This window comes from Mangrovimonas sp. CR14, assembly GCF_011764015.1.
GTDB classification, from domain to species: domain Bacteria; phylum Bacteroidota; class Bacteroidia; order Flavobacteriales; family Flavobacteriaceae; genus Mangrovimonas; species Mangrovimonas futianensis.
The window spans coordinates 593,656-606,781 of sequence record NZ_JAAFZY010000001.1 but is presented as its reverse complement, the minus strand read 5'-3'; the positions used below and the strand labels follow the sequence as shown (position 1 = coordinate 606,781).

At 36.8% G+C, this 13,126-nt stretch carries 10 protein-coding genes; 3 read left to right on the top strand and 7 right to left on the bottom strand.

Annotated elements, in window-relative coordinates:
* Positions 1 to 34 precede the first annotated feature (34 nt).
* The gene (locus GZ212_RS02665; protein WP_166957026.1) at positions 35 to 2,290 is read right to left on the bottom strand and encodes a tetratricopeptide repeat protein; all 2,256 of its coding nucleotides are present in this window, start codon (positions 2,288 to 2,290) and stop codon (positions 35 to 37) included.
* A gap of 253 nt (positions 2,291 to 2,543) precedes the next feature.
* Here GZ212_RS02665 and GZ212_RS02660 point away from each other — a divergent pair, with 253 nt between their 5' ends.
* Entirely contained in the window at positions 2,544 to 3,545 is a 1,002-nt protein-coding gene (locus tag GZ212_RS02660) for an NAD(P)H-dependent glycerol-3-phosphate dehydrogenase (RefSeq protein ID WP_053970940.1), read from the top strand.
* Positions 3,546 to 3,717: 172 nt separating this feature from the next.
* Here GZ212_RS02660 and pckA read toward each other — a convergent pair whose 3' ends face one another.
* Complete coding sequence (gene pckA / locus GZ212_RS02655; RefSeq protein ID WP_053970939.1) at positions 3,718 to 5,340, bottom strand: phosphoenolpyruvate carboxykinase (ATP); 1,623 nt, start codon at positions 5,338 to 5,340, stop codon at positions 3,718 to 3,720.
* Between the two features lie 329 nt (positions 5,341 to 5,669).
* On the opposite strand from pckA, the gene GZ212_RS02650 reads away from it, so the two are divergent.
* Entirely contained in the window at positions 5,670 to 6,062 is a 393-nt protein-coding gene (locus GZ212_RS02650; RefSeq protein ID WP_166957024.1) for a hypothetical protein, read from the top strand.
* Between the two features lie 81 nt (positions 6,063 to 6,143).
* On the top strand, positions 6,144 to 6,626 hold the full coding sequence (locus tag GZ212_RS02645) for a hypothetical protein (RefSeq protein ID WP_166957022.1): 483 nt from the start codon (positions 6,144 to 6,146) through the stop codon (positions 6,624 to 6,626).
* A gap of 62 nt (positions 6,627 to 6,688) precedes the next feature.
* Here the strand turns inward: GZ212_RS02645 and GZ212_RS02640 are convergent, their stop codons facing one another.
* The 5 genes from GZ212_RS02640 to GZ212_RS02620 are packed head-to-tail and all read right to left on the bottom strand — an operon-like array spanning position 6,689 to position 13,118.
* On the bottom strand, positions 6,689 to 7,084 hold the full coding sequence (locus GZ212_RS02640) for a hypothetical protein (RefSeq protein ID WP_053970936.1): 396 nt from the start codon (positions 7,082 to 7,084) through the stop codon (positions 6,689 to 6,691).
* 14 nt (positions 7,085 to 7,098) lie between these two features.
* Positions 7,099 to 7,689, bottom strand: a complete 591-nt coding sequence (locus GZ212_RS02635) for a TetR/AcrR family transcriptional regulator (RefSeq protein WP_166957020.1) — start codon at positions 7,687 to 7,689, stop codon at positions 7,099 to 7,101.
* 25 nt (positions 7,690 to 7,714) lie between these two features.
* Positions 7,715 to 8,530: a universal stress protein gene (locus GZ212_RS02630; RefSeq protein ID WP_166957018.1), complete on the bottom strand. Its 816-nt coding sequence runs from the start codon at positions 8,528 to 8,530 to the stop codon at positions 7,715 to 7,717.
* Between the two features lie 29 nt (positions 8,531 to 8,559).
* Complete coding sequence (locus GZ212_RS02625; protein WP_166957016.1) at positions 8,560 to 9,975, bottom strand: efflux transporter outer membrane subunit; 1,416 nt, start codon at positions 9,973 to 9,975, stop codon at positions 8,560 to 8,562.
* A gap of 2 nt (positions 9,976 to 9,977) precedes the next feature.
* The gene (locus tag GZ212_RS02620) at positions 9,978 to 13,118 is read right to left on the bottom strand and encodes an efflux RND transporter permease subunit (RefSeq protein ID WP_166957013.1); all 3,141 of its coding nucleotides are present in this window, start codon (positions 13,116 to 13,118) and stop codon (positions 9,978 to 9,980) included.
* Positions 13,119 to 13,126: the final 8 nt, after the last annotated feature.

Genomic DNA, 13,126 nt, shown 5'->3' with positions numbered 1-13,126 from the left:
TTTCAAGGTTGGTTTGATCTAAACCATGAACCCGTTAATTGCTTTGTAATTGCCTGTAAAAGTTAGAATATTGCGGATTATTGGGATATAGACGCATAAGCTTTTCGGCAATGTTTAAAGCCTTGTTCATTTCCTTATATTTTGAATAATGAAATGCTAAGGCATACAATAAATCTGCATTGTTGGGATCCATTTTTAACCCTTTTATAAGCGTTGTTTCGGCATTTCCCTTATCTCCCATTTGGTCATAAAGCAAGCTCAAATTGTAATACGTTCTAATGTTCTCTGGCATTTTTATAATCGCGGTATTCATCTCACTTATGGCATCATCCGTTCTACCCAACTCAGCATACAAAAGCGCTAATGAATAATAGGTAGGCCCGAAATCGGGCTCCCGTTCTGTGATGGCCCTAAATGTTTGTTCAGCCTTCTCATATGCTTGAACGTTGTAGTATAAATTGGCTAAGGTATATCTTAAACGGTTATCCAAATTATCTACTTCAATGGCTTTCTCATAATAGGAAATAGCTTCCTGAATGTTTCCCTTCTTAATATTGTAATTAGCCCTTTTGGCCAACCCGCCCACAAAATCTGAAGTCACATCTAGGTATCCAAAAAATTCTTCTTCCACCTTTTTATAGCTCTCTAAATATTCAGCAGGGACTTGTGACGCGTCTAAGGTGGCCAAAGCATAAAACGCCTTAACCCTAACCGATCTTTTCTTATCATTCAACAGCGGCAAGAAATAATTGGCATAGTCTGCATTATTGATGTTGCTCAACACATCTAACGTTGCCCCACGTACCATGGGTGAAGCATCATTCAGCCAATTTAAATACTCTCTGATTAATGGGTCCAACTCATAATGCCCTAAGGCTTTAACTGCCGAAGCACGCACCAATTCATTCTCAGAGGTGTCTTTAATCAAATCCAACAATCCATTTTCTGCATTAGCATGACCCAAAACACCTGGAATCAATTTGTCTGAAAAATGGATGGAATCGACTTCCCCATATAAATTTTGAAACTCTTTCCAAGCCCATTCGTTGTCCTTATCAGTATGGCAATCCACACAGGCATTTGGCGTTCCATATTTTAAACTCTGGTCAGGTCTAGGGACTCTAAAACTATGATCTCTTCTAAAATCATTACCCATATAAAACCTTCCTGTCATATGGCAATTGATACATTTGGAACCTTCTGTATTGGTTTCGTGTTTGTGATGTAATGGCGAGTCATAAGTTGCCGGTGCATGACATTGGGCGCATAACATGTTCCCTTCAAACTTCAACTCTAAGGAGTGTGAATTATGACAATTATTACATGCTATGTTATTTTTATACATTTTACTTTGGGTAAATGAGGCATAGACATAATCCTCATCCAAAATTTGGCCATCTGGGAAGTAGAAAGGCTCTTCCAACAATTGTGGAAAATAATGATCTAACATGGTTCCTTCATAATTAAAGGAATTGGTAAATTGTTCCCTTCGCATATGACATCTAGCACATTCATCAACCAACTGTTTTGGTGGCGTTGACAAAGTCATACGCATATTTCCTTTAGGTTTGTATTTGTCCCCTAGACGACTAGCCTCTTCAACGTGTTCCCTACCTGGTCCGTGACAAGCTTCACAGCTCACATTAATAAGGGCATATTGGGTATTATAACTATCTGTTTGCAAATGATAATTCTTCTTCACATTGGTTGAATGACAATCCGAACACATGGTGTTCCAATTAAGTCCCTTATTACTCCAATGCAACCATTCGGAATGCACTACTTTAAAGTCTGGATATAAATTAAACCATATTTCTTTTTCAGTATCCCAAGCCGTACTCAGGCATTGAAACTTCCCATCGGGAAACTGGACGATATATTGCTGTAAAGGCGTTACTCCAAAAGTGTAAATGATCTTGTAATCTTCATAAGTGCCTTCTGGGCCTTCGGTATTCACGTAAAAGTCACCGTCCTTTTTATAAAACCGTGAAGTGACCTCAAAACTCGTGAACTCCTCTCCTTCAAAAGGTGCCAAAACCGATGTGGCATTAGCCAATTCCATAGCCTTATCATGATGTGATCCTTGCCAGTCTGCATATTCTTTTTGATGACACGTTTTACAATTGCTGTCGCCAACAAACAAACTATCTGGAAGTTCTTTGGTTGATAAAAACACGGTATCTTCAGTAACTGGCTCATAAGTTGCTTTTTCTTTACAAGAATTCAATAGCAAAATAAAAGCAATGACGAATAGCTTAACTAGGGATGTTTTGAAGTTTAAATAAGTCAACTTATTGGATTGAAATGAATGTATTTGACCCTTTAAAAATACTTATTATAAACGATATACAAAGGATCAAAAGACAAATTACCAACTTATTTTTCAGCTTGAAAAAGTTCTCTCAAAAACGCGCTCCATAATTACACCCAAACCATCCTTCCATTAGAATATTCATAAAAAACCTACTCCTTGCTGTTCTGCTTTTTTAAACACTTTAATTTTATGTACTTTTGATTAAGTTATTGATATTTGAAATCCTTTTATGGAAAAACCACTTAAATATGCCGTTTTTGGTGCAGGCAGTTGGGCAACAGCCATTGTAAAAATGTTGTGCGAAAATTTAAATGAAGTTGGATGGTATATGAGAAGTGTTTATATCAAAGAACACTTACTGAAGGAAGAGCATAATCCCAGTTATTTAAGCTCTGTAGAATTTGATGTTTCCATGCTGAAATTAAGCAACGACATCAATGAAATGGCAACCTATGCCGATGTTCTAATCTTTGTCGTTCCTTCTGCCTTTATGCAGTCTGAACTAGAAAAACTAACGGTTGATATTTCAAATAAAACAATTGTTTCTGCCGTTAAGGGAATTATTCCTGAATCTGGTTTACTGGTTGGTGAGCATTTTCACGATATCTATCACATTCCTTTTGAAAACATTGCTGTTATCGCTGGACCGTGTCATGCTGAAGAGGTAGCTCTAGAGCGTCTTTCTTATTTGACCATTTCCTGTGCCGATTCAAAAAAAGCCAAAGAAATTGCCAGTAAACTTTCTAGCGAATACATCAAAACCAAAATCAGTGATGATGTCATAGGATTAGAATATGCTGTCATGCTAAAAAATATTTATGCTATTGCGGCTGGTATTGCTCATGGTTTGGGATATGGAGACAATTTCCAGAGTGTTTTGATGAGTAATGCCATTAGGGAAATGAAACGTTTTATCAAGAAAATGCACAAGATGAAACGAAACATCAATAACTCAGCTTACTTAGGGGATTTATTGGTAACAGGCTATTCTACTTTTTCCAGAAACCGTATGTTTGGAAACATGATTGGGAAAGGTTATACTGTAAAAAGTGCCATGATGGAAATGAATATGGTGGCCGAAGGTTATTATGCGACCAAAAGTGCCCATCTTCTCAATGAGAATAATAAAAAGAAAACCAGACTTCCTATCATTGATGCTGTATATGCGGTTTTATATGAAGGGAAAGAAACCAAGAAGGTATTCAGTAAGCTTGTAGATAAACTGGATTAAAATCGCTTTATTTTTTATTTAACTCTGACGGATTACAGTTTTGGAACTCCCCATTAAGGCATTATATTTTCACCTCCAGGTGTAAAAATAAAAACCTGCCTAAATCTTCAGTAAGTTTTCCAAAATCTGAAGATTAGGCAGGCACTTCAATAATTAATAACTAAAAATTGTTTTATATCGTGTCAGCTAATTGATGGTGTTCATCAATAAGTGGTCCACCTTCCATAATTTGTGCGGAAGCTTGACTAGCAAATTTTTCAAAATTCAAATGGAATGAATGTGCTAATCCAATTGCTTTACTTATGTAAGCTCCTTTTTGCAACCAAGTATTCATCGGATCCAAAATTTCAGTTGGAACTCCTGGGCAATACTTCGGCATGAACAATCCGAAAATTGGATGTTGTTCGAAGTCTACATTATCTAATTCTCCATTAAGGATGGCAGAAATCATAGCTCTTGTATATTTCAACTTGATTCTAGAACCAACTCCATAAGGGCCACCGCTCCATCCAGTGTTGATCAACCAAACATTTACTCCAGCTTCTTGCATTTTAGCGCTTAACATTTCAGCGTATGCAGTAGGGTGCAATGGCATGAATGGTGCTCCAAAACAAGCAGAGAATGAAGGTACAGGCTCAGTAATTCCAGCTTCAGTACCAGCTACTTTAGCGGTATAACCAGAGATAAAGTGATAAGCTGCTTGACCAGGAGTCAATTTAGATACTGGAGGCAACACACCAAAAGCATCACAAGTCAAGAAGAATATGTTCTTAGGATTATCAGCATAAGAAGGAACTTGAATGTTATCTATATGTTCGATTGGATAACTTACACGTGTATTTTGAGTAATGGTGCTGTCTTCAAAGTCTACTTCTCCATTATTTATGATAACATTCTCAAGTAAAGCTCCAGGTCTGATTGCTCTAAAGATATCTGGTTCTTTTTCTTCTGTTAAGTCAATAACTTTGGCATAACAACCTCCTTCAAAATTGAAGATTGAGTTATTGGCTGTCCATCCATGTTCATCATCACCAATCAATTTTCTGTTAGGATCTGCAGAAAGGGTTGTTTTTCCTGTTCCAGATAATCCGAAGAAAATGGCTGTATCACCTTCTTCACCTACATTGGCAGAACAGTGCATAGGCAATACGTTTCTTTCTACTGGAAGAATTAAGTTCAAGGCGGTAAATATTCCTTTTTTCATCTCACCTGTATAGGCTGAACCTCCAACTAATGCAATTTTATCTGTAAAATTGATAATTGAGAAGTTTCCTTGTCTTAATCCAACAGCCTCTGGATCTGGAGCTACGTAGCCAGGAGCACAAAGCACCAACCAATCTTCCTCAAATGTTTCAAGTTCTTCTTCAGAAAGTCTTAAAAACATGTTGTTGACAAACAAGTTTGACCAAGGAAATTCTGTAACAGTTCTAACATTTAATTTGTACTCTGGATCGGCACACACATACCCATCTCTAGCATAGATTTCTTTACCAGAAAGGTATTCAACGACTTCGTCTTTTAATTTGTTGAAATTCTCAGGAGAAATAGGTTTGTTTATTTTTCCCCACCAGATTTTATCTTTGGTATACTCGTCTTGTACCAAAAATCTATCTTGAGGTGAACGCCCTGTAAATTTTCCTGTATTAACGGCTAGGGTGCCATTTGCAGTTTCCTGCCCCATCCCTTTTTCAACGGTTATTTTTTGAAGGGATTCAGGGCTTAAATTCCAATGAACTACCGTGTCTTTCAAACCATATTTTTCTAGGTTTCTTTCGGCTTCTACTAAAGTTCCCATTTTCTTAATTTTTTATTGTTACTAATTATAATCTCATCTAGTTGCTGAGAACGATCTAAGTGTCAAATACAAAATTTACCCTTAATAATTCCCAGGTTACAAGCTCTTCCCGTGACTTAAACGGCATTACTTGTTTAATTACATATCAAAGGTATACGACATATGTAAAAATAAACATGAAAAAAGTCATATTAAGTCTTTAAAATAAGAGTTAACTTATTGATAACTATAACGTTTTCTTAATCTTCTAATGCTTTAATTTGGAATCATTTCAAGAAGATTTTTTGAAAAAAAATGCCCATGACCCCTATTTTTTGCAAAAACTTAACATGAATATCATGTACATTTGTTCTGTGAAAAAGTTAGTTTACATTTTTGGATTTTTCTTTTTTCTCTCGCTTGTTGGGTTTTCATTAAACAAGGAAATAGCTTGTGAAAGCTTGTCTTCTGATTTCCAATTGAACCACGGGAACAAGGCTGATGTATCCACAAATGATAATTGTATCCTTAATCATTCTGAACCTCTTGAATATGCTCCCACTTTTGGAACAGATTTAGAGGTCATTTTTGATACCGATTCTTCCCATTATTTTGGGCATTTGCCATTTCATTTACAGAATTATACACCTGCTTGCAGCAGTACCTTTACACTTCATACTGAAGAGCCTCAAATTTTTCTTGGGGTTTCACAAATCATTTTCCCCTTTCATTACCATTGGTAATGCATCCCATTTTTAAAAAATTTAGCGGTCTTTAACAACAAGACCATATTCAACTTATTTCAAATTTAAATTTTATAAAAAATGGATGTAGCAAGTACCCTATTGGGTTCCATCATAGTTAGTATATGTATATTCCCTTTTGTAGCCGTACAAGTAGGAAGCAATAAAAAGAAAAAACACGTTATAAACACTTTAAACCAAATGGCTCAAAATCGCCAATGCCAGATTTCAACTGTGGAACAATGTGGTGATTATGCCATAGGCCTCGATGAAGTCAACCAAATGGCTTTCTTTGTTAAAAAAAATGATGAAGTAGCATTGGAAAATGAAGTAGATTTAAAACACGTAGTCGAATGCTATGCCCATACCCAATCTAAAACGATACGTTCTGGGCAAGATAAAAAGGAAATTATAACCCAAGTAGAACTTAGTTTTAAACATAAAACACACGAAAAAAAGCTAGCAGATTTTATCCTGTACAGCGAAAATTTCAACGCTCAATTGGGAAATGAATATCCTATGGCGCAAAGGTGGGCTAAAATCTTAAATAACCATTTATCTTAATAGATTGAAAAACAAAAGCCTCAATTTATTTTGAGGCTTTGTTTCTTTTTATTTAGATCTTTCTACTTTACCACAACACCTTTTTCCTGCATTAAAGGTATTGGTTGTAGTGCCTTTAAATTGATAGTATTGGGTCGAAATAAGAAAGTCTTTTCAAACATAGTATTCCCTTCAAAGAAAGTCACCTTAAATTCATTGTTCAAGGTTAAAACATCCTCATGTAAAAACTCAACCTTAGCATAACTTTTTGCTGGCAACTGTTCCAACTTATGCCTCATAAGAGAAGTTTCCTTGTCAGCCGAATATCCCCTGGAAACAATTAAAACCATTTCCAAAGGCACATCTTTATCATTGATTAAATATACGTTCCAATCTTGGGTTCTGTGAACTTGATTAAATTCATTGACAGCAGCACAAAATACCCCTTCTACCTTCGGGATTTCAATATCTTTTCTCATGCTGTAAAATTAACTTATTTCAGTTTAGGAAACACATAAGTGGTCTTAGTAATTCCTCTTAAGCTGTAAACAATGAAATGATCTAGAAGCTCCTGTGAAGAATATCTTTGAAACAAATTATCATGTAAAAAAGCGATTTCCTCAATCCTGTTAAAATACAAATCGCAGAAAAGGTTTAAGTTGACCTCATCTACCAAGAGACCTTGTTCTTGGGCTTTGACTAACAAACTATAAACTTTTTCTCTTACGAATCGGTGTCTGAATTCATCAAACAATTTATTAGCCAAAGGGTAGTATTTTTTTAAACCAAAGATGAAAGACGGTTTAAAATATGACAAACGCTCAAACCCCTTTTCGTAAATCTTAAGAATACAAAAAAGAGGATCCGGACATTGACTTATTATTTCATCGACTACCTTATTATAGTCATCAATTAAATACTTTACACTAGCAATTACTAGATCCTCTTTACTTGAATAGAATTTATAAATAGTTTTTTTTGAAATACCGAGAGTAGTGGCAAGCTCATCCATAGTGAACCGTTTACTTCCAAACTTGGTAAAGTTGGAAATAGAGCATTCTAAAACATCTTGCTTTGTGGTCATTTCAAATAAAACTTACTCTTAAAATTTAATCTACAGGAATAGATAACAACGGAATACTAAGCCCCGAAGCCATGACCCTTGTTTTACTTTTATGCACAATAGACTCCCAAAAACCATATTTCTTTGGAATCATTACGAGCAGATCTGAATCGGATTCCAGGATTTCTTTTTCAATTTCCTTAATAACCGTATCAGAATTTACTTTCTTATAAACATGCACTACATTTTCCAAGCCTTTTTCAATATGCTCAAAAATAGGATTCTCTGCCTGTAACTCGTTGACTTTCTTTTCAACATAGAACATGGTTACTTGCGATTTGAGCTGTTCGGCAATTTCCTTTAACCGTGCTAATGTTCTAAGTGGAATCGCCTGCATTAAATCGCATGCAAAAAGGATCTTGTCAATTCCCTTAAATTTGGCACCTATGGGTACAGCTAGAACAGGAAATTTTTTCATACTGATCAATGTGGTTGTCGGGTTGCCAAGTAAATTCTGTTCCATGGATTTAGCCGACATTCCCATAACCAATAATCGTGCACCATGGTTATTCATTAAAGTGTCTACCTCACGTTCCCAGTCTATATATTGGCAGTCATATTCAACCTGAATCTTGAACGCTTTGGAAAGATCCTCGGCTTGTTCCTTTAACTTAGCTCTATTCTTTTCTATCAATTTCTCCATCGCTTCTACCGTCAACCAAGTATTTGCGGCGTGTACAGGCAATTTAAAGGAATTGAATAGTACAAGCTTAGCTTGAAACAATTGTGCCAAAGATGCCGAATAGAGGACAGCATTGTCTGATGTTTCAGAAAAATTTGTAGCTACAAAAATAGCTTTCATGATTAATGCTTTTTTTTAAGACCTAATTATTATTTCCATCCACCACCAAGGGCTTTGTATAAATTGACCACACTCAATAATTGCTGAAGTTTGTTGTCTATCAAATTCAACTCTGCACTGAGTGCATTTTGTCTGGCAGTTAACAGATCTAAGTATGTGGCATAACCATTAACCAATAACTCCTCAGAATTTGTTTCAGCTTGTCTTAAAGCTTCTACTTCCTTTTCCCTAAAGTCATATTTTTCTGTTAAGGCATCATAGTTATATAAAGCATTAGAAACTTCATTACCTGAAACCAACAAAGCTCTCTTAAAGTTCAACAATGCTTGTTCCTGTTGTGCCAATGCCACTTCATGTTGTGTTTTAATAGCCCTTTTATTGAAAATAGGCTGAGCCAATCCACCAACGATATTGGCAAAAAGAGAATTGACATTAATCAATTCATCCAATTCCAAACTTTGCAACCCACCTGAAGCCGTAATAGTAAGCGATGGATAAAAGTTACTTTTCGCCACATTAGTCAATTCAAACGCATTGATCAAGGCATATTCTGAAGCCATCACATCTGGCCTATTACGTAACAACGTTGCAGGTACTCCCAATTTAATTTCGGCTTGAAGGTTTTGACCATCCAACTGGGTTCTTTGAATTTCTTGGGCCGGTCTTCCCAGCAATAAATTCAATGTGTTTTCAGTTTGGAAAATGGCAACTTCAACATCTATCAATAGTGCTTTTGCATTGTTGTACTGCGCGATATTACCATCTACAGCCACCTGATTTACCTGACCTGCGTCCTTTAAAGCTTGGATGGTAGTTACACTACTTTCTCTTGCTGCAATGGTTTGCTCGGTAACTGCCTTTTGAGAATCTAAAGCCAAAAGACTGTAATAAGTAGTGGCTATACTCGCTATCAATTCGGTTTTTACAGCTTGGTGTGCGGAAACACTTTGTAAATAACTCGCCTCACCCGCTCTTTTATTACTTCTTATTTTACCCCAGATATCCGCTTCCCAAGAAAGATTTCCAGTGATCTCATACTGGTTAATAGCACCATTAAAGAAGGAACCAAATTGACTATTTTTAGACAATTCTTGATGGGTCATTGAAGCCCCAGCACTTAGACTTGGCAAATACCCAGCTTTTCCTTGTTTCATATAAGCTTCTGCTGCAGCCATTTGTTGGATAGCCACACGTATGTCCAAGTTGTTCTGCAAACCTTCTTCAATATATTGTATCAAATAAGGATCTGTGAACATCTCTTTCCATGATACATCTGCCATTGACAAACTATCTTGTGGCAAATTATCTGTCCTGTAAAGATCGGTTGTTTCTTCAAATTCCGGTCTCTGGTATTCCTTGGCAACAAAACAACTTTGCAAAGTTGAAGCTGCAAGCACTATTAATACCACACGGTTCATAAGAATATTTTTTATAATAGAAATCATGATTAATTTTCTTCTTTTATTTCAACAACAGCTGGTTTACTTGATACTTTTTCTTGTAACCATTGGAATAGTATAAACAAGATGGGGATAACAAATACTCCTAAAATAGTACCTATCAACATACCTCCTGCCGCACCAGTCCCAATGGAATTGTTTCCTTCAGCACCTACTCCTTTTGCCAATACTAGTGGCATTAAACCTAGGATAAATGCAAAAGAGGTCATTAAAATAGGTCTTAAACGAGCTTTAGCTCCATGTATGGCAGCATCTACCAGGTCTTCACCATGTCGGCGTCTCTGCAACGCAAATTCCACAATTAAAATGGCATTCTTAGCCAAGAGTCCTACCAACATGATCAAGGCAATTTGGAAATAGATGTTGTTTTCCAATCCCATGACTTTGGTTGAGAAAAACGCTCCAAATACCCCTAAAGGCAATGACAAGATAACTGCAAATGGTAAGAGATAGCTTTCATATTGCGCAGCCAACAAGAAGTATACAAACACAATTACCAAAAGGAAAATAACGACTGTTTGGTTACCTGCACTTACCTCTTCACGGGATAACCCTGAATAAGCTACTTCATAATTACTAGGTAATCCTTTAATCTCTTCATTAACAATGGCAATGGCATCACCTGTACTGAATCCTGGATTAGATGCCCCACTAATTTTTGCTGAATTATAAAGGTTAAAACGTGTTACCGTTTGCGGACCATAAACGCGTTTTAAACTTACAAACTGCGTAATTGGCGCCATATCACCACTACCGGTCTTAATATATAATTCATTCAAGGAACTAGCATCACTTCTATCTTCAGGTTGCGCTTGTACATATACACGATACTGCTTACCAAATCTTGCAAAGTCTGCAGCATATACCCCTCCGATATATCCCTGTAGGGTTGAGAAAATGCTACTGATAGGCACCCCAAAACGTTTTGCTAATGGCACATTGATATCCAATTCATACTGCGGATATTTGGTGTTAAATGACGATTGTCCATACTGAATTTCTGGGTGTTTCATCAAATTACCAATAAACTGCTGGGTGGTAGCATCTAAATCTTCAAAGCTTCCTCCAGATTTATCTAACAAGTTCACTTCAAATCCTCCGGAAAGTCCAAATCCTGGAATACTTGGTGGTGCAAAGAATATAATATTGGCATCTGGAATACTCGCTGCTATTCCAAATAATTTACCTATAATGGCATTGGAGGATTGATCTTCACTTTCACGTTCTGACCAATCATTCAATTTCACGAATCCCAGACCATAATTGGTACCAGCACCACTAATTAAACTTCTACCATTGATTACAGTAACCCCTCTTACACCAGGAATTTGTTTGGCTTTTTGATACATTTCTTGGGTTACCATACTGGTTCTATCCATAGAAGCACCCGCAGGTAATTCCACATTCATAAAGATGATTCCACGGTCCTCATTAGGCACAAAACCTGTAGGTGTACTATTTGCTGCCCAGTATATCCCAACTCCTGACAATATTAAAATAACAGCTGAAACCCACTTGTTTTTATATAAAAATGTCAAAGATCTTCCATAGCGCTCGGTGGTAGCATTAAACCCAGCATTAAATCTATTGTAGAATTTTTGAAGGAAACTTTTCTTTTTATCCTCATGGTCGTCATGACCCTTTAAAAGTAACGCACACAATGCTGGACTTAAGGTCAAGGCATTCACCGCCGATATTAAAATAGCAACAATCAATGTGACACCAAATTGTTCGTAAAATACTCCCGTTGGCCCCTGAATAAAAGTCACAGGTATAAATACGGCCGCCATAACTAAAGTAATTGAGATAATGGCTCCCGAAATTTCATGCATCGCATCTAATGTTGCTGTTTTCGCACTTTTAGCCCCTTGATCTATTTTGGCGTGTACTGCCTCAACAACTACAATGGCGTCATCCACTACAATACCAATTGCCAATACCAGGGCGAAAAGGGTTAATAAGTTTACGGAGTAACCAAATAAATTCAAGAAAAAGAAGGTTCCAACAATTGCCACTGGCACTGCAATGGCTGGAATTAAAGTAGACCGGAAATCCTGCAAGAAAATAAACACCACCAGAAATACCAACAAGAAAGCTTCTACCAAGGTATTTCTAACCTTATTCATGGAAGCAGTCAAGAAGTTATTGGTATCATAATTGATTTCATAATCAATCCCATCTGGAAAATCCTTAGACAAACGATCTAACTCTGTTTTAATACTATTGATAATCTCTTGTGCATTCGACCCTGCCGTTTGGTAAATACCCATATTGACACTTGGATGCCCTTCTGTAAAACCGTATGAGTCATATCCTTGAGCATCTAATTCTATCTTAGCAACATCTTTAAGCCTCAAATATTCTCCATTGTCAAGCGCCTTTACAATAATATCTTCATATTGTTTTTCAGTTTTAAAACGACCACTATACTTGATATTATATGAAAATGCCTGTCCGTCATTCTGACCTAACGATCCGGCAGAAGCCTCTAAACTTTGCTCGCGTAAGGAAGCAGTTACATCGCTTGGGACTAAATTATAGGCTGCCAATTTTTCTGGTTTCAACCAAATACGCATCGCATAATCCTGGTTGGAAAATACGTTGACGTCACCAACACCATTCACCCTTTGTAATGCAGGAATAACGTTGATTTTTAAATAATTCTGAACGAATGTTGCATTGTAATCATCATTTGCTGAATATACAGAAAGGAACATCAAAGCTGATGTTTGCTGTTTTTGTGTGGTAACCCCAGTTTGCACAACCTCTTGAGGCAATAAGGGATTAGCACGCGACACTCTATTTTGAACGTTTACCGCAGCAATATCTGGATCCATTTCTTGATCGAAGAAAACAGTAATGTTAGCAGTACCATTGTTGGCAGCAGAAGAGGTCATATAGGTCATCCCCTCAACACCGTTAATCTGCTCTTCTATCGGGATAATCACACTCTCCAAAATAGTTTCGGCACTTGCTCCTGGATAGGTCGCATTCACCTGAATGGTTGGTGGTGCAATATCTGGATACTGTTCTACGGGCAACGTGGTATAGCCCAGAACACCCAGAATCACTATAATGATGGAAATAACGGTAGACAATACCGGTCTTTCTATAAATGTTTTTAACATAATTTCTG